The sequence below is a fragment of the Paenibacillus sp. EKM10P genome, assembly GCF_011800655.1.
In the GTDB taxonomy this organism is placed as follows: Bacteria; Bacillota; Bacilli; order Paenibacillales; family Paenibacillaceae; genus Paenibacillus; species Paenibacillus polymyxa.
This window is the reverse complement of record NZ_JAALET010000005.1, coordinates 6,512-25,210: the sequence shown is the minus strand read 5'-3', so window position 1 is coordinate 25,210 and position 18,699 is coordinate 6,512. Positions and strand designations below refer to the sequence as shown.

The following is an 18,699-nucleotide window of genomic DNA, read 5'->3' as shown; positions in this document are numbered from 1 at the left end:
CATATCTATGAAACCAGTAGTTAGAGAGCATATCCAACAATTAGACGTATCACTCGGCGGAGGGATCGTAAGCGATAAGATCAGAGTAGATACCATTGATAATCCTATTTTAATTATCGGACTTGGGGGAACGGGGATTGACGCCCTTCTCCGCTTGAAATATCAAATAAACCGCAGATTCAAGCTGCCGGCAGACCCGGTTTCCAAGAAAAAGAGCGAGAAGCCGGATAATGTAGAATTTCTCGCTTTTGAAACGAATGAACAAGACCGTAACAAAAAATACAAAGGGATTGGCTTGGATCCCATCAATGAGTTTGTACTACTGTCCAATGCAGAAATCGGCGGATTGCTGCAAAACCGTAGTATTTTGGAGCCGTACATCACTGACTGGCTGTCTCCCGAACTGAGCATTACCGATGGTATGAACGGGGCGGCAGGGGTACGTCAGGCTGGGCGATTACTATTGTTCACCAAAATCAATCAGGTCGTACAAAGTATTGACAAAAAAATTAAAACCCTGTCTGAAGGCACTAACAAGAAGCTTATGGTGTTTTTGCTGTCTGGATTGTCCGGCGGTACAGGGAGTGGTACTTTCCTCGATATCTCATATATCGTCCGAGGCATCATTGAGCGCGATTATGGTTCCGCTGGTGTAGACCGTGTTAACACACTGGGTTATCTGTTCACGCCGGATATTAATCTGGCGAATAAAAGCCTGAGCGAGCATACGCGTGAATATATTAAAAAGAACGGCTATGCTGCATTGAAAGAACTGGACTACTGGATGAATGTGGACAGTCGTGGCGAACGCTTTAAGCAACAGTACGGTAACATTTTGACTGTAAACTCGCCGCTGCCGCCATTTAATCTGTGTCACCTTATTTCGGCTACGAATACGGAAGGCAAGCTGCTGGAAAATGCTTATGATTACTGCATGAATGTCACCGCTGAGAACATCACCAACTTTATGGCGAGTGAGGAAAAACAGTCAGGCGAAGAGTTCGCCATTCATGACTATATCAGCAACATTCGTACCAATATCGCGCAAATGAATAAGGCGTATCCAGCAAACTATGATTACAATATTATCGGAGCTTCTTCGGCAGTGCTGCCCATGGAGGAAATGACGACATATCTGGCTTACCGGATGTTTGGTAAAATGTCCAAAATGTTTGAACAAGCGCCGAATCAGGAGGATGTAGAGAAGTTTGCCCGCAAGCTGGGTGTCGATCTGGATAGCATGATCAAAAACTTTGAATCTCGTGTACCTGAGCCGCTTCCGGGTTTTGAGAACAGTGAACGGTTAAGTTATAACAATGTTGTTAAAATGCAAGTAGTCAATATGGACACTGAGCTGGAGCAAACGTTCCTGACGCGTGCCCGCGAAGAGTATATCAAAGCGAAGAAACAACTTCCCGGTGAAATTACAGGACAGTTTACAGACCAAATCCGCCGAATGTTCCTGCATCCCGAGCAAGGACCGTTTTATGTATCTCGCATGATTTATACTGAAAAAGGATTTAGCTTGCTGAAAATGCTGCTTTCCTATGTTGAAACGCTGCGTGAATCGCTGCACCGTATTCCAACGGACATTGAATGGGCGCGTGAGCAAGCGAATGAGAAGCTGGGTGATGCCAAGAGCGCGTTTGTATCCAAGGATAAGAAGAAAAATGCATATATTGAAGCAAAAATTAATGAATATTGGCTGCGGGCTGATGTGGAACGTACAGAGCAGCTCATTGAATTTTATGAAGATCTGTATGACCTACTAAATAAAGAAAATAATCGCATTTATAATGTATTTACTGAAATTTTGAATGCACTGAGTGCCATTTTCGAGAAGAACGGCGATCTGCTGATTAACGGCGAGGAACAATCCGATCACAAAGGAAACAAGACGTACTATTGGAATCTGGTAAGTGTACCGGATATCTCAGAAGTTGTGACCAAGCTGCTGGATAATCGCAATGGTGACGATTTGATCCGTGATTTTGCCCAAGAATTGCTGGAAAATTCAGATCAATGGGTGAAAGATCAGGATATGGATATCATCAGCTCGATTTCTAATTTCTTGACTGACAAATTCGGTGATCTCATTACCCGTTCCATGGAAGATTTCCTGGTCATGAAATACGGACAGGACGAAGCAATTGAAAAATTTGTGGAGCGTTACATTGCAAGCAAGCTGGATGAGGAGGCTGTACCTGTCTTCCATTTGAGCAATAGTTCTGGCAATTTGTACTTCCCGTCATGGGGATTCGTTTCGGTACCTGTACAGTCGCCTAATATCCTGAAGGGCGTTCGCAATTATCAAAATAATGCAATTGGCAAATCGCACTTTACTATTAAAGAAAGTGAAGTCCGTAACCGGATTTTCTGGCTCAATACGCGTAATGGTGTTCCTCTGTTTGTATATACGCCGCTCAAAGTGTATGAAGAGAGCTATGAGAAAACCATTCTTGACCGCGAAGGTATTGGCCGACATCTGGTGCAGACAGGTCAGAACAACTGGACGAATTTGCCGTCGCCGATTCCTGAAAAGTCATGGGGAGAAACTTACGTCAACTCCCGTGTGCAAGCCCACAACGCCCGCATTCGCAATGACTTCGACCGAGCCAAGTCACTCGGCGTGATTCGTGAGAAGGATGTTGATCAAAATACAAGCAGCCGCTTTACTGTAATTCGCTCAAAAGCGCTAGATCTGAATGCGCTACTGGCAGCCTACGATATGCGATTGCAGGAATCCAAGCCGAATTTGGGTGAGGTGAAAAGAGCATGGTCTGAGCTGAAGCGTCTACTAGCTGAAGGGCTTGATCAGGCCGGAAGCAAGGATATTTTTGGCAGCATCAATGAAGAGATGGCGAAGGAAAACCTGATCCGTTCACCAGAGCTAACGCAGGTGGTTCGTGATGAGCTGGCGAAATATATACAAATCGAAGCAAAAGCCGCTGAACTGGAAGCTTTGCTGGGCAAATATCAGGATGAAGAAAAATGGTTGGATCAGTTCATTCAGGCACTCTACACGGACACAATTACGAAAAAAGGCGCTTTGTACGTCTATGATCGTGATGAAGAGGAAGAAGCGTGGGAGCCGTTTGCCAACGTCATGAAAAGCCGCAATTATGTGGAGTTTGAAGTCTTCACAAACTTCCGTGGTTTGGAAGAGAAGAAATTTGCAGCTCTAATGCGCAAGGCGGATCGCCGTGATGCTGTATTGACTTCATCTGAGGATATTACACCACTGCTGGCGAAGTTGGATGAATTGGCTGCAACTTACACAGAGGCTCGCAATCAATTGGAATATGAAAAGGTAGAGCTGGCTAATGGAGCGGAACTTTATGCATTCTATGCTCAAATGGCTGGAAAATTAAACGACATCCGCAGAAAGTTGAAGTAAGTATGAGAGAGCAGCTGTTACGTTATGCGGCTGACTATGCAGCCGCAGAGGACCAATTAATCGGAAGCGGGGATGGACGCAGCAGCATCCATTTCCCGTCCGTGTTTCTTTTTATCGGCGATCGCATGAGCCCGGTGATGAACACAATTGCAGATATCAACCGGACCAAGTGGGATAACAGCACAGGGGTAACCTATATTCAGATTCGCTCACAGGAAGAACATGCGGCTGTAGACCGCTCGGTGGATGCCATCGTTCATACGATAGCAGTACCGGAAGAAAGTAGCCACCAAACGCTACGCCGTGACTTGCACCAGGCTTTTTATACCCATGAATCGAAGTTAATTGAACTTAACACCGCGTTGCGCCGTGCTAGTGGACATCTGGCTGATTACGGACGGTTGTATTCCTCGTTCGAGCGTGTACATTTGTCGATCTTGACAACAGCGGATGATCCCATGAACGTATTAATTCCTGAAATTACGCTGTTGGCAGAGTATATTTTTGCGCAATCTTTTAAATCGGTACAAATGGATTTGTATGTGTTGGTGAGCGAAAGCGATCAGGCTGCCCAATTCGGCTACAGGAGTGCAACATCCGTTGCTTTTATGCGGGAGTTGGATTATATCCAGAGCCCAGCATATACGTTTACAGCACCGCTGCATATGACCGAGGACAAATTGACCATCCCGGTATCCCATGCTCCATCTCCGTTGTTTGATCTTGTCTATGTGCTGTCCGACAAAAATGAGCGCGGCGTAACGGTGGCGAATAGTCTGCGCGAGAGCTGTGATATTATTTGTCACATTCAGCTTCTAAAAAACCGTTATCAGGCAGGAGATTCCTATCGGTCACAGGATGGGGGCTACAATAATACATCGTTTAAGAACAACATCATGACGGAATCCGGGCGGCAGGGTTATGTGTCGGCCGGATTTTCCCGGGTTAACCGCCCTAATCAGTCGATTGCGCTTACAGTGCTGTATCACTTTTATGTGAAGTTGTTAGAGCGTATGAGAACCGAGCAAGAGTGGGACATACGTGATAAGCTAAATTATTTTGGTTTAGATGCTGCCGAGCGTGGCCGCACGCGAAATGATCTAGTTCCTGACAATGAGGCGATCATGGACATGAGCGCACTAATGACCAGCGGAGCCAGTTACGGCTCGTTGAAACGAATGACATTACGTGAAGCAGAGGAAGCCTTGTTTGGTCAGGGCTGCGAAGCCTTTTTCCGTGACAACTGCGAACGGATCGTACATAAACGCTTGGGAGATTTTCAGGCGGATTTGCGTTTGCAGACGGCTGTGAACGCAGCTGCTAAAGAACATCCTCATATCGGCTTTTTCGAGCTGACAGATTGGACAGATGAAAATCAAACAGGAAATGTGCTTACGGCTATTCGGGGACTGATTCGTGATACGTCCAATGATTTGCAGATTAGTGCAGCCGAACTGGATGCGCTGTATAGCGGACGAGTGGAGGATCAGCCCTTTCAACGACTGCCACTTATGGATAAACATAATGTGCGCAGCTTGATCCGTTATCTGACCGAGACAGTCTACGGACATAAATTGCACATGTTGCGGATTCAAGTGGATTTGGAGCTACTTCGCCGCTATGAGCTGGCATTGGAAAAATGGCATGCACAGGCCAAGCATATTACAGTACAGCTTGCCAACCTAGAGCGTGACCTGCATCAAACTGCAACGGACAGTATTCGGCAGGCTGACAGTTACACAGGCCAAAACCTGTTCGAGTACTATGAGCGTGTGACAGAGGATGTCATGCGTGAGCTAGAAAGCAAGCGGGGAAAATCTATATTCTTTGACACCCGGCATATGGGACCTGTATCTGGATTGCTGGATGGAGGTTTATCCGCGCTGGTGGATAGACTTACACAGACCTGCCGTACCTTGATTCTCAGCTCACAGCCATTTAATCAGACATTCGAAGAAGAATTATTACGTCGTGCCAATGTAGCTGCTGCATATGAAAATCGGCTGGTCGTTCCAAAGGATGAACTGTTTAAAAAACTGTATCAAACGTTAGAAGAGCATGGCGGAATTAATGTACGTTTGCTCGACTACACCCATGAGCATCGGTATGAAGAAAAGTACTTCTTTGGTGATTACGAAGGCGAGTTTCTTCCTTATGCGATGGAAGTGGACATTACTTCGCGAATTTACAAGCTGGGTTTTGTGCATGAGCGTCGCAGCAGCGGGGTGGAAAAACTGCATTTGATGGGCGGCTTCCATCTGGAAGATCTGATGGTTTACCGCAACGGCAAAACGTATTATGAGACATATACTGCGAATGGTTTCGTGTTTCATGGAATCGACGTGGACCGGTTGCCGGAATTGCGGTAGCCACATATTATCCTACTTTAATGATGGAAGGAAGCAACGAATCTTATGAAGCAACGTAAATTTAACGTTCTCCTGTTGGTGTTCGGCTTGCTGGGCGCTGTAGTAGGCTTCATCTTGGGAGAGCTTATTCTTCACAAATTGATAGGCCACTGGCCACATATCATCGTGATCGGGCTGTATTTTGGCATCATGGCGCTGTGCATTGGTCTAGGTTGTCTTATCGGCGAACTGATTTCGCCACAGTTAAATGGGCATTCATGGCGACAACGATACTCCGGATTGTCCTGGAAATTACTAGTACCTGCTACACTCGTCATGTTGTTCGTGGCAGGTCTGCTATTAGAACTAGGTTATCAGGTTAACCCTGAAGGGCGCAAGAGTGTACAGGACCTCGTGCTTGTGATTGATAATTCTGGGAGTATGCAGCAAACAGATCCCGATAATGAACGCCTAACGGCTGCCAAGAGTCTAATTGGGCAAATGGATGGTGATAAGCGCGTAGCCATTGTTTCATTTGAATCCACTGCGCAGTTGGTGCAGCCATTTACTCCCGTTGGCACAGACGCAGAGAAGCAAGCGGTTTATTCCAAAATCGATAGTATGCAGACTATAATGTCAGCCGGTACAGACATTGGGCTTGCTCTGGACGAGACGATCAAGGAGATTGAAACCCAAGGCAATGCGGAAAAAGGTTCACTCGTTATTATGCTCTCTGACGGCTTTAGCGAACTGGATACTCAGACCGCATTGGCTCCTTACATTGCCCGCCAGATTCCGATTAATACGATCGGCCTGAAACTGGCAGAATCGGAAGGTATAGCTTTGTTGCAAAATATTGCCAGCCTAACGGGCGGAACTTATTCTAATGTAGCTAATGCCCAAGGACTTACTCAGGCGTTCGGTAAAATATATAACCAAATTGGTGATCGCACGCTGGTAACGGAGCGGACAGGTGAGTATGCCGACAGTCTGTATTTTGCCATTTATCGCGTAACGGCTCTGGTTATCATTGGGGTTCTATTAGGGTTGGCTCTTGGATTGATGTTTGATAACCGTTTTCTCGCGAGGAATTTCGCAATTGGTGGAGTTCCAGCCGGCTTGCTCGCTGGCTTGATTTTGGAAAGAGGGTTATCTGGCTCGCCTATAGGTGACTTGATGATACGTTTGCTGGCAGCGCTCATACTTGCGGCCCTTATTGCTGTCTTTTCGCTTGTTCTGCCGATTGCGGAAAATACTCGCCGATCTTCTGGTGGTGGGAGCCAGGGGGGACCGTCAGGCCACCGGAGAGGGACACCAGAAGGCCCGACGCGCAATCGACGCAACAGTGGGTTTTAGAACGGGAGGCGGGAACTTATGCAGTATAGGGATGCACAGCCCGATGATCCTGTGATTTCGGAGCTGAGCCACAAAATTGACGACAACCGGGTTGTGTTACGCTGGCAGTGGCCTGAAGGCGCAGCCGTGGTCTATATTGCCAAACAATCAGCTGATACAGGTGCGAATGGACAGAATGAAGCACCGACTTCTGAACTGAAGCTTTTTACACGCGAGGAATATAAGGCCGCTGGCAGCTATCGTGACCGAATTGAAGGCATTGGACGTGTGCGGTATACCGTGTATCCAGCTGTTCGGGAGGCTGGAGAAACCTTTGTAATCCGCCAGCAAGACGGAGCCAACCAACTGGAGTTGAGCACAGGTAGGGCTAAAATCAAATATGCGGTTCACCATAAAAAAAGCTGGTTTCGCAGCCGCAAAACAGTCCAGATTCAGGTGACAGCCGAAGTTCCTGTTCCGCAGGAGGCGCTTTGCTACGTGAAGAAGCGCGGTGGCTATCCGGCAGACCGGGACGATGGAACCTTGTATGCGTTCACGGCACCCTTTGCCGCAGGACGGAATGTTTTACCCTCTATTGAAGTGGGGGGAGATGAGTATGTGCGGCTGTTTTTTACGAACGGTCAGAAGTATGGCACGATATATGAATTAGTCCCTGAATGAAAGGAGGCCACAACCGATGAGTTTTCTTAGCAATTTATTCAGAAGAAAGCCACAGGCCGAGCCACGGCCGTTATTCTATGATATTGTGTGCCCTTATTGCTTTAGTAAATTTTCACCAGAGGAAGTGGTATTCCGTGCTTCTCATCACCGCGAAGATGATGAGGATTACGCTTTGGGTGAAGATGAGCTGTTGAACAAATATCGGGAGCGTTTTGGCTTGGATAGTGTGCATGATATGGAGGCCATTCTTCATCCCTATGATGTACCTGAGGAGCATCGCTTGTATTCAGATCATGTGCTGACAGGTCTGACGGACCGTTACGGTGAGCTGACGCGTCACCGACTGTGCCCACACTGCCATAACGAGCTGCCTGTAACCGCAGGCAAGGTGCCGAGTAATATCATTTCGATTATTGGAGCTTCACAGGCGGGGAAATCTGTATATATGACCTCCCTGATTCACACGCTGCAGCATGTGACGGCCGACCATTTTGACGCGGCTTGCATGCCGCTCAATGCAGAGATCAGCCGCAAGTTCCGCACGATGTATGAGGAACCACTGTTTGAACGTGGCGATCTGCTTACATCGACGCAAAAAGAAAAGATGCAGGAGCCTTTTATTTTCCAGTTTGTATTTAAGGATGAGGAAAAGCCACCACTGACTTTGGTATTTTTTGATGTAGCTGGTGAGGGGATGGTCGATCAGGACTATCTGGGACTGCATGGACAGCATATTAAAAATTCTGCGGGTATTCTTTTTATGGTCGATCCACTGCAAATCCGTTCTATCCGGGAACGTATTAAGATTAATCTTGGCGATAAGCCTGGTGAATGGGTCTCGCAATATGATGAGCCGCGTGATGTCGTACTTACGATGTTCGGTGACTTTATCGCATACCAGGAAAAAGGCAAGACGGACATTCCAACCGCTGTGGTCCTGACCAAAAGCGACATGCTTACTGCGCTGGCAGATGAAGAAGGCACGTATATCAAGACGAACAGCAATATTTTTAATCCAATGGAACATCGCAAATACATGGATTTGGATGAGTTCTCGAACATAGATGGCGAAGTTCGGCGCTTTATCGAGAAGGTGGATAAGCCGTTCAAGGGCACAATGGATGTATATTTTACAGATACAGCCTATTTCGCGGTTTCTGCTCTAGGTAGCAATCCGGTGGAGCAAAAGCTGCAAGGGTTGGTTAGTCCGATCCGTGTAGATGAGCCATTCATTTGGCTGCTATACAAGTTGAAGTACATCGAGGGGAGAGAATCACAGTGAGTTATCCTACCTCTCGTATGATACAGCAGCAGATGTACACACGGGAACGGCGTGGTATTTTCCGTTCTACCGAAGGCTTTGATACCGTGGCTAATTCCAAAGGACTGGATACTTCATTTATTAAAAAGGTGTTGCATCCTTTATGTGTGTATGATGCGCCTGCGGCTTTGACAGCGCGTGGTGAGAAGCAGGAGAGTGTCTATCCGGAAGCTTTACATCTGGTACGGACAGAGTCCGGGGATGTAGTGCTCGGACGCAGTATTTATAAAGCAGCGGATTTCACTGGGCTGCGGAGCGCATTTTTTACGCATAACTATGTGATTCCGGCCGGACATGGTGAGTCTCCATCTGATTATAAGCAGTGGCTGAACACTTCGTTTGTCGATACCTATGATATTGAGCAGGGAACGGAATTACCGGAATTAGAGCGTCTACCTGGTGGTAGTGTATTCCCCGCTGTTGACCCGTCTGCAGTGCTGGCTCAATTGCAGCTGAGCGAAGAAGTGTTCAAGCAGCTCTTGTACGCAGTCATGATGTCAGCCGCGGGTCGCAAAAAGGTATATGTAGCGCTGAATGTGCCAGCAGAAGTGGTAGCATCCTCAGCCAAGCAACTGCTGGGTGTGTTGTACGCGGCACTGCCTTATGCATTTCGCAACAGACTCGGATTTCTTACATATGCGCAGGAACCGAACAGCAGAAAAGGCATTCACTTAATGTTCGTTGAGCCTTTCAGCTTGCGTCCCGGTGATCGGAATGTAGAAAAGGACTTTGTATTTGACCTCTCTAACAATAGTCGAATACTGAATGTGGATGCAGAGCAGGTGAAACAGCCTTATTTTGACTGGATTGTCCGTACGCTATTGAATGGCGGGGCTGCGGACGATTTTCTCAAATTTGCCGAGCAAATGCTGACAGGCATGGAGGCAGGACGTGAACTATTGCCCTCCAGCTATCATGAGCTCATTACGCTGTACAGAATTGAGCAGGGAGAGCGAGCGTTATACAACGAGCAACGAATCGCTGTGTTACGAAGCTTAACTGATTATTTATCGCCATCTGATGCGCTACCACGTAAAATGCGGCTGAATGATCTGTTTCTTTCATTTTTTGATCATGAGTTTGATCGGGTGAAGGATGGACATATTCCGGATGTAGGGCTGGTCGATTGCTTCAAGGACTATTATAAAGTTCATGCACGCAGCAGCGAAAATCGGCTGGTGGAATATTTAATCCGTTCGCTAAACAATGCTTATACTGCCAGGAATACGGAAGCAGTCACATATATTTATCATACGATTGAAGAGAATCCGTCATTAGGCAAGGCCTATTTTACGAAAGTACTGGGTAATCCGGCACTCACCAAAATGCTTTTCATTCCCTACATGGACAGTCAGATGAAAAGAACGCCTGATGTAAAGGGCCTGTTGGCCGTGGTGCATGAATGGGGCAGTCGGTATATCGAAGTGTCGGCGAATGCCGATTTTCAGCTTTTGGCCGAATCTGCATTGATGGGCAAGCTACGTGCTGAGAGAAAGCCGGTAGAGGCTGTGGCTGCCATTAACCAACGCTTGCGTCAATGGGACAGTAGTTCTGCCGTAGGCACACTGTCCCCGCTGGAGCAATCCGGATTGACAGAACGCTTACAGGAAGCAGCGGATCGGTATTTGCTCACTGAAGTAGAGCTAAAAGAAATTTCACCTGATCAGGTCGTACAGATTCCGTTTTTCACACGGCCCGATTTGGTGCAGTGGGTTGGAAAGTTGCCTGCTCCTCTCAAGGGACAAGCCGTGCGATTGATTGCGGCTTATGATTGGTTTAACACAGAGCACCCGGAACCATCAGTGCTAGACGGTCTGGAGCCAAGCGAAGTAGAAAAGGTGCAAGATTGGGCTTATGGTTGGCTGCCCCAGCAGCTTGCAGAAGGCCATTTTGCCCGTCTGTTGCCAGCTTTCTATCGTTCTGATGGTACTGGCGAAGGAATACTGGATTTTGCTCGCCTGGTCAGTTCGATCCGCAAATGGGCGAAGGATAACGATACGATGTACCGCTTTATCCGCTGGTCGGAGGAACACGCTGAGTTTGCTACTCCACGTGGTGGTTTTGAGCCAGCCTATCGGCGTGCGTTGCTTTTATTCTTCCAAAAGGAAGGACGAGAGGGACTGCATAAAAAGACGCTGTGGCGGCAATATTTTGAACCTGCTAAGCCTGTGTTTAAAAATTTCTATTTGGCAGCAAAGCGTGAGACAGATACGCCTTTGGTCAAAACGCTTCGTCGTTTCCGCAAAGGCGGGGTGATTTCCGGGATCGTATTAATCATTATTGCAGGTACATTAGGCGGCCTGAAAGCAACCGGGGTAATCGGATCTGTTGACACACCAACGCCTGCCGCTGCTCCAAAGCCTGTACAAAAGCCAGTAGAGCCTATAGTGCCGGTAAAAGAGGAGCCTACTGCAATAGTGACACATGTACCTAATACCAAGTCCACTACGAAAATGGTCAAGCTGTTGTTTGCGTTTCAAACATCGGCAGAACAGGCAGAATTTAAGCCTAAAAAACTCGTCATTGTCGGCTCGGATCAACAGGAGCACTCATACGAAAATTTTACGCTTGCTGAACAGAATGATAAGGAAGCAGCCAGTAAAGCTAACAATGGTTCGTCCGGTGACGTTAACACTGAGGGAGCTACCACCAAAAGCAAGACAGCAGACAGAGAATCCACAGGTGGTGGTTCTACAGATCTGAACGGTACATCCAGCGGAAAAACCGCTGATCAGACTGGAGCAGTGACAGACAACACAGACGGAGGCGCGACTTCAGAGATATCAACTGAGGGTAGCGGTATAGCAACTGATAAAACCACGACCAGCACGTCCGATAATGGTACAGGAATAACGGAATATGACCTCAACAAGTATCCTTATCGTACTTTGTTGACCATTTGGCAACGGCTAGAGCTAAATGATGCTAGCACGGTTACCGTTGATGGGAAAGATTATCCGCTAGTTCAAGTGAAAACTGCGGACTAAGCAACTATAGACAGTAAAAAGACGGGTTCCTTTCAGGGCCTGTTTTTTTGCTATGTATAAGTTTATATATAGAATGTATTCGTTATTTTGAAACTGACTGTATTTAGTAGACGATCATTTTACGAAGGTATTGACACCAAATAGGCGGCTGATTAAAATTAGTTGGAATTCAAACTATTAAAATTCGATAGATATGGAGGTTAGCAGTGAAATGGGAAGTGAGGTGTACCCCGTTTGTCTTCCATGGGAGGAGGAGAGCACGATGTATTTAATTAAATGGATTTTCACCACTGTCCGGCGTGAGATTGAAACAGCACTGCGCCCTTTGGGGCTTACCTCCCCACAATCGCAGACGCTCTATATACTGGCGATGTCGCCTGGAGTCACCAATACGGATTTGGAAAAGCTATTGCTTATTGATAAATCAAGTGTTACCAGCCTGGTTAACGGGATCGTTAAGAAAAACTGGGCAGTACGCCAAAGTCATCCGGAAGATGCGCGAATGAAGCAAATCTATTTGACCGAGGAAGGCTTGGAGATTCACAAGGTAGCCGAACGTACCATTGAGCAAATTAAAAGCTCCGTAGGCAAAACGTTATCTGTCGGAGAGTCAGAGGCGCTGCGCGGTTTGCTCAAAAAAATTCTTCACGATTACCGTCCTGCGAATACCTGCGTTTGAACGGATAAATAGAAAAATGTGCCCGGATAGGGAATCCATAAGCTATAAAAAGTCACCTAGATAAGGTGTTAACAAGAGAGGGAGAAACCAAATGATAAAAGAACAAACTTATCCCAATGCGGATAAGCTTATGCATGTTTTGGCCTTCACACTTGTTTTTTCAGTGATGAACGCTTTTATGTTTAATGTAGTAATGCCTGTGATCCGGGAGGAATTTCATATTAGTGCCTCCGATGTAAGCTGGCTGCTGACGGGTTATATGATCGTGTATGCGGTTGGCTCGGTGACCTACGGTAAGCTGGCAGATAAGTATCGTCTCAAGGATTTGCTGACATTTGGGATTATCTTTTTTGCACTAGGCTCGCTTATTGGGCTGTTGGCCAATCAATTTTGGATGTTAATTGTAGCTCGTTTGCTCCAGGCCACAGGGGCTGCTGTTATTCCGGCAACTGCTATGATTGTTCCTGTTCGTTATTTCTCGGCTGAAAAAAGAGGGCGAGCTTTGGGCGTCACAGCAATCGGCTTAGCATTAGGCACTGCACTGGCTCCTATTATTTCTGGTTTGATTACAGGCTTTGCGAGCTGGCGTTTTCTGTTCGTCATTTCCATGCTGCCACTGATCGCTTTGCCGTTCTTTCGCAAATACTTGGACGATCAGCGAGGAGAGGATCAGAAGTTTGATTTTCTGGGTGGATTATTGCTGGGTGGAACAGTGGCCTTCTTGTTGCTTTCCATTTCACAAGCCAATATGGTATTTTTTCTGATCGGTGTGGTTTTATTTGGACTGTTTATATGGCGCATTAATACTGCCCACGATCCGTTCATCCAGCCGAAACTGTTCCGTAACAAGCAATATTCATATGGGCTTCTTATCGCTTTTTTAGGGACGGGGATTAGCTTTGGATTGCCTTACTTGGCACCACAGTTTCTGAATAGTCTCAACCAGCTTACACCAGCAACGATTGGACTGATTATGTTTCCCGCTGCTATTGCGTCAGCTCTATTAGGAAAAAAAGGGGGGCGCTTGGCCGATAGCAAAGGGAATTCAGTTCTGGTGTATACAGCCGTATCGCTATTATTTATCTGCTTTATCAGCTTGTCCACGTTTGTAGGTGCGTCTCCGTATCTGATTTTGTTTTTGCTTATTTTCGGGAATGTAGGTCAGACCTTTATGCAGATTGCCATGTCCAACACAATTTCTCGTACTTTGTCGAAAGATCAGATTGGTGTTGGAATGGGGCTGTTATCTCTGTTGAATTTCATTGCCGGGGCGATCACAACAAGTATTTTGGGCAAAACGGTAGATAGTTCCTCGTCCTTTCATTTGAATCCTGTTGTATCTAATGTCCAGGTGTTCAATTTTAGCAATATATTTACGGTGCTTGCGCTGATTGCACTTGTGACGATGGGGCTTTATGCGTTGCAGTTCCGGCGAGGGGCACGTGGCAATAGGCCTGCTGTCGAATAAGGATAAACATTTTATGTAAGCTCATGCCATAACAAGGGTATAATATAGAAGGAGAAATTTTCTATGGAAGGACGGAGTGCCCAGCATGACAAGAAACCTTCAATATGTACCCTATGGTTATGAACCACCAATCGAAACGCACAAAGGGACTATGGTCTACTATGATACGTTTGAGCAGACTACAGCCAGTGAGCTGGAGCTTTTTGCCGAAACGGGGGCTGCACTATCTTTTACAAAGTTGGTGCTGTATCCACTACATGAAGAAACCGTCAGAAGAATGTGGAAGCAGCCAGTACGCTCGTATTATAAGCGGGTCGACGAGCTGGGAGAGTGGCAGCGAGAGCAGGCTTTGAGTGCTGTTGTGATTGAGAACTGGGAAGGTAAGCGAAAAAAGTATACGCCGATTGAAGCAGCCATTCGTTTTTTGGCGGAAAAGTATGCAACTCCGCTTTTTTTGTATATGAGTCCTGAAACTGCTAATTTGTGCGCTTCCTATGCATCCTTTGGAGAATGGATTAGAAACGTCAGGTTGGTGCTTTCGAGTGAACCCTTGGAACTTCATCCTAAGCTAGTACAGTACCGTAATCGCTGGAACACGGTAAAAGAAGCAACAAACCGCGACTCCAAGGTTGACAAAGAGGAGCATGAATTATAGAATAGAACTAATCGTAAAAATTACTATTGTAATTGTATACCATGTATTCCAATTGAGGAGGAAGAACAAATGCGCGTTATTGTTACCTTGGCATGCACCGAATCCGGTGATCGCAACTATACAACAACCAAGAACAAAAGAAATCATCCGGAGCGTATTGAAATGAGAAAATACTCTCCGCGTTTGAAAAAGTACACGATTCATCGTGAAACTAGATAATTTGTGGTTTGCTGCATAGCAACCTGAATGATTCTGCTTCATGAGCGGAGCCTGTTAAGTTTGCATAAAGCCTGCGTTATGGAACCGGCGAAAACTTGAATTAGTCCAGTGGACAGAGTGTCCAAAGTTAAAGCTAGCACCTAAGAGGACGGCTTCTTTTCATGGTTGTTTGATAGATGCTAAGCTACATGGCACGCTTTGCCTTTTGAATCGAAAGCACGTGGCCACCGAGTTCTCCTATGCTGATGTCAGCATGCAGGACGAGCCGGAGAACCATTCACAATATGCTTATATAACGATGGAGGCTAACGAAAGATACGGAGCGTTCGTGTAATGGGCGATGCGATATATACGGCATCGTTCGCTTGTCGTTTACGACCTTGAGCGCAACTGTTACGATCTGTCGTCTTTTTTTCTGAGACATAACCGCTCTTTTTGCTAACTGATAGAGCATTGCTGCAGTGCGTTTGAGTTTGAAACTAAAACTACATGAAAGATTAGGTGAAACAAATGAAAAAAGATATTCATCCAACATTGAATAAAGTTATCTTTTTAGACCCTAGCTGTGGATTCTCTTTCCTGAGTGCTTCCACTAAGTATTCGCAAGAAGCGATGGAATGGGAAGATGGCAACACATACCCAGTTATCCGTGTAGATACTAGCTCCGCTTCCCACCCGTTCTTCACTGGTAAACAAAGAAACGTGGATATCGGTGGACGTGTGGATCGCTTTAACAAAAAATACAACCTTAAGTAAGACTCTTCGAAAGCTAGGTTTACGGATTATGTTGATAATTCGTAAACCTAGCTTTTTTGTTATCTACGGACTAATTACGTCCGAAAACAATGCGAATAACAAATGTATTTTGCGCCTCAAATGTAACACTCTTTTACTAGCTTTAAGTAAGCTTAATCAAGTAACCCGATTTGTCATTGCCATGTGGATCACTTCTCCTCTGGAAAAAGCCGTAGATCGCATCACGCACGTTTTGCTCAAACTGCACGTTGTTCCAATCCCAACACTGTTAATCGGTACCGCTTATCCTGATTGTTTGATAACATGCTCATTTTGCAAGTGCCAAAGTGTAATAAGAACATGAAAGCAGCAGTTTTCCCGGAACGGTACGAGAAGCTGCTGCTTTCCAATGTAAAATGAACGCGCACAATTGTCGACAATGCTAATCTTGGCAAACTAATCATTTTATAACGTAATTCTATACTTCGAATAAGATTGTCTTACTTAAAAATAATCGCAGGTATCTAGCCTGCGATTATTTTGTATAGAAAAAGAGTCGTGGTTAAGAGAGGATTTCGATAAATCACACGCGGAAATGAGTTATTTGAAGAATAGTATTGGGGACTTAATGCAACTAGCATCATTATAATAACTTTTGTTCAGAATTGGTTCAGAGCTTTCGTATATATTAATTGAAACGACATAAATCACTTTTTTTCGACAAATATATGAATAAAAATTAATATAAACGCATTATTTATCGATAAATTCAGTGAACAGGCTTATTAATTTTGAATTATGTAAAAACATTTCGAAGATCGAATAGGATCGTTTTACTCAAAAGTAAAATTAGGAGGTACAACCATTGAAGGTTTATTCACTTAAGTGGGCAGCCGCTCTTGTTGCTCTTCAGGCGACGTTTGGTACTTCTGCTTACGCTGCAACGCCTGCCGATAATTTGTTTTCAGATACATCCTATGTGACGAGTGATAAAATGGCAGCCATCCAAGAAGCTGTACGCCAGGGGCTTTTATCGGGAGATCCTCAAGGAACCTTTCGCCCTGCAGCAACATTAACTCGTCAGGAACTGGCAGTATTATTGGTCAGAGCTTTAAAATTGGACCCTGTTTCGAGTTCTTCTACTTTTAAAGATGTGCAAAGTAAACAATTTGCTGCGCCATATATAGAGGCCGCACAAAAAGCTGGATTTCTATCCGGGGATGGATTAGGGAATTTCCGTCCGAACGATCCTGTTACACGTGAAGAGCTGGCAGCCGTGTTTGTTCGTGCAGTTGGAGGGGTTAATGCAGAGGGCGGATCAAGCATTTTGCCCAAAGATCAGTCCTTGGTAAGCCAATGGGCGGCTGGATCGGTAGATACGGCACTTCGTCTGGGCTTAATTGACATTCATGACAGCAAGCTCAATCCCACAGGTAAAGTAAAAAGGGAGGATATTGCTCCTTTTCTCTTGGATATTTTCAAAACTCAAGAGCAAACAGCTACGATCAATAGCATTGATGGAGACATTGTAACGATCGATAATGTTCCTTATTTAATAGAAGGAAAGTTGAAAGAGTTGATCGGAAACTCCAATAAAGATGCGTTAAAAGGAGCTATATTAAAGTTTAATTCGCGCAATCGTAATGTGGACGGGCTGCAACAATTGGAGATCGTACAAAAAGATGTTGTGCTAAACACTGATGGTCTGCCGGAGAGCAGCCTGCTTCGAATTTCAGGTGATGGTGTTCAGATTAAAGGGGATATCCAAGGAGTAATCGATCTTAATGACGGTGTTTCTAATATCCAGCTGAATGGCAACGTAAACCATCTTACTGTGAATTCTGGCAATGGTATTTCTATTAAAGGAACTGGAACAATTGCGGAGCTTCAAGTTGCCAATACGAACGCTAAAGTGACATTGAATCCGAATTTTAAAGTTGAAACGATTAAGCTGCCTAAAGATGCATCCGTTTCACAAGTTATCCAAAATTACAACGAAGTACAAAAGCAGATTGGACAAATTCAGTTGACTGACGGAACGTTTCAAGAACCGACTACAGTTACGTCGAGCAGCGTGACATTTTCCTCTGGAGGTGGAAGTTCAACAAAATCAGTGACTAACCATGCGCCAGGCGTTACTACTGGGTTTACTGACACTACGTTAAGTACAGCAGATGAGCCTAAAAAGGTTAATCTGGCAAATAGTTTTACTGATGCGGATGGAGACACTCTGACTTACACAGCAGAATCTTCTGCCACGAACGTAGCGACGGTATCAGTGAATGGAAGTCAGCTGACTCTCACACCGGTGAGCGCAGGAACAACCAAGGTCACGGTTACGGCGAACGACGGCAAGGGCGGGACCATAAACAGCCAGTTCAACGTGACGATCACACCGGTGATTCCCGAAGCTGTGAACCATGCGCCGACGGTGGAAACGTCGATCAGCAATGTAACGACAGGAGTCGCAGACGGCATCAAGACCGTGAGCTTCGCAGGTGTGTTCGCAGATGAAGACAGCGACGCGCTGACATTCACTGCAACTTCGACGAATGCGGGCGTGGCGACAGTAGCGGTAAACGGAAGTGATCTGAAAATAACGCCAGTGAGCGCCGGTACAACCACGATTACGGTAACGGCAGATGACGGAAACGGCGGCACAGTGGATACGCAGTTCAACGTGACGATCACACCGGTGATTCCTGAAGCCGTGAACCATGCGCCGACGGTGGAAACGTCGATCAGCAATGTAACGACAGGAGTCGCAGACGGCATCAAGGCCGTGAGCTTTGCAGATGTGTTCGCAGATGAAGACAGCGACGCGCTGACATTCACTGCAACTTCGACGAATGCGGGCGTGGCGACAGTAGCGGT

At 45.9% G+C, this 18,699-nt stretch carries 13 protein-coding genes; all 13 read left to right on the top strand.

Annotation, left to right across the window (positions count from 1 at the left end):
* Positions 1-7: 7 nt before the first annotated feature.
* The gene (locus tag HFE01_RS14650; RefSeq protein WP_107734154.1) at positions 8-3,397 is read left to right on the top strand and encodes a tubulin-like doman-containing protein; all 3,390 of its coding nucleotides are present in this window, start codon (positions 8-10) and stop codon (positions 3,395-3,397) included.
* 2 nt (positions 3,398-3,399) lie between these two features.
* Positions 3,400-5,766, top strand: coding sequence for a transcription initiation factor TFIID (locus HFE01_RS14645; protein WP_107734153.1), 2,367 nt, complete (start codon positions 3,400-3,402; stop codon positions 5,764-5,766).
* A gap of 45 nt (positions 5,767-5,811) precedes the next feature.
* Complete coding sequence (locus tag HFE01_RS14640; RefSeq protein ID WP_107734152.1) at positions 5,812-7,101, top strand: vWA domain-containing protein; 1,290 nt, start codon at positions 5,812-5,814, stop codon at positions 7,099-7,101.
* A gap of 18 nt (positions 7,102-7,119) precedes the next feature.
* Positions 7,120-7,761 (top strand): beta-mannanase, encoded by a 642-nt coding sequence (locus tag HFE01_RS14635; protein ID WP_107734151.1) that lies wholly within the window; start codon positions 7,120-7,122, stop codon positions 7,759-7,761.
* A 16-nt stretch (positions 7,762-7,777) separates the two neighbouring features.
* Positions 7,778-9,043 (top strand): TRAFAC clade GTPase domain-containing protein, encoded by a 1,266-nt coding sequence (locus HFE01_RS14630; protein WP_017428407.1) that lies wholly within the window; start codon positions 7,778-7,780, stop codon positions 9,041-9,043.
* Positions 9,040-12,069 (top strand): GAP1-N2 domain-containing protein, encoded by a 3,030-nt coding sequence (locus tag HFE01_RS14625; protein ID WP_167438418.1) that lies wholly within the window; start codon positions 9,040-9,042, stop codon positions 12,067-12,069. Before HFE01_RS14630 ends, HFE01_RS14625 begins: the two co-directional genes overlap by 4 nt.
* Before the next feature lie 211 nt (positions 12,070-12,280).
* Positions 12,281-12,748 carry a MarR family winged helix-turn-helix transcriptional regulator gene (locus HFE01_RS14620; RefSeq protein WP_016821155.1) on the top strand — a complete coding sequence of 156 codons (468 nt, stop codon included), beginning with the start codon at positions 12,281-12,283 and terminating at the stop codon, positions 12,746-12,748.
* A 91-nt stretch (positions 12,749-12,839) separates the two neighbouring features.
* Positions 12,840-14,216 carry an MFS transporter gene (locus HFE01_RS14615; RefSeq protein ID WP_107734149.1) on the top strand — a complete coding sequence of 459 codons (1,377 nt, stop codon included), beginning with the start codon at positions 12,840-12,842 and terminating at the stop codon, positions 14,214-14,216.
* Positions 14,217-14,301: 85 nt separating this feature from the next.
* Complete coding sequence (locus HFE01_RS14610; RefSeq protein ID WP_107734148.1) at positions 14,302-14,871, top strand: hypothetical protein; 570 nt, start codon at positions 14,302-14,304, stop codon at positions 14,869-14,871.
* Between the two features lie 69 nt (positions 14,872-14,940).
* The gene (gene rpmG / locus HFE01_RS14605) at positions 14,941-15,090 is read left to right on the top strand and encodes a 50S ribosomal protein L33 (protein WP_013370941.1); all 150 of its coding nucleotides are present in this window, start codon (positions 14,941-14,943) and stop codon (positions 15,088-15,090) included.
* Positions 15,091-15,295: 205 nt separating this feature from the next.
* On the top strand, positions 15,296-15,424 hold the full coding sequence (locus HFE01_RS27625) for a hypothetical protein (protein ID WP_258957352.1): 129 nt from the start codon (positions 15,296-15,298) through the stop codon (positions 15,422-15,424).
* Between the two features lie 176 nt (positions 15,425-15,600).
* Positions 15,601-15,846 (top strand): type B 50S ribosomal protein L31, encoded by a 246-nt coding sequence (locus HFE01_RS14595; RefSeq protein ID WP_107734147.1) that lies wholly within the window; start codon positions 15,601-15,603, stop codon positions 15,844-15,846.
* Positions 15,847-16,690: 844 nt separating this feature from the next.
* Positions 16,691-18,699 (top strand): S-layer homology domain-containing protein (locus HFE01_RS27335; RefSeq protein WP_243208201.1); only part of this gene is annotated, 2,009 nt, incomplete at its 3' end.

Excerpts from the sequence above, each read along its gene's own strand:
- HFE01_RS14610 (WP_107734148.1), top strand. The coding sequence starts at position 14,302 with ATGACAAGAAACCTTCAATATGTACCCTATGGTTATGAACCACCAATC.
- HFE01_RS14630 (WP_017428407.1), top strand. The coding sequence starts at position 7,778 with ATGAGTTTTCTTAGCAATTTATTCAGAAGAAAGCCACAGGCCGAGCCA.
- HFE01_RS14635 (WP_107734151.1), top strand. The coding sequence starts at position 7,120 with ATGCAGTATAGGGATGCACAGCCCGATGATCCTGTGATTTCGGAGCTG.
- HFE01_RS14620 (WP_016821155.1), top strand. The coding sequence starts at position 12,281 with ATGGGAAGTGAGGTGTACCCCGTTTGTCTTCCATGGGAGGAGGAGAGC.
- HFE01_RS14645 (WP_107734153.1), top strand. The coding sequence starts at position 3,400 with ATGAGAGAGCAGCTGTTACGTTATGCGGCTGACTATGCAGCCGCAGAG.
- HFE01_RS14650 (WP_107734154.1), top strand. The coding sequence starts at position 8 with ATGAAACCAGTAGTTAGAGAGCATATCCAACAATTAGACGTATCACTC.
- HFE01_RS14595 (WP_107734147.1), top strand. The coding sequence starts at position 15,601 with ATGAAAAAAGATATTCATCCAACATTGAATAAAGTTATCTTTTTAGAC.
- HFE01_RS14640 (WP_107734152.1), top strand. The coding sequence starts at position 5,812 with ATGAAGCAACGTAAATTTAACGTTCTCCTGTTGGTGTTCGGCTTGCTG.
- rpmG (WP_013370941.1), top strand. The coding sequence starts at position 14,941 with ATGCGCGTTATTGTTACCTTGGCATGCACCGAATCCGGTGATCGCAAC.
- HFE01_RS14615 (WP_107734149.1), top strand. The coding sequence starts at position 12,840 with ATGATAAAAGAACAAACTTATCCCAATGCGGATAAGCTTATGCATGTT.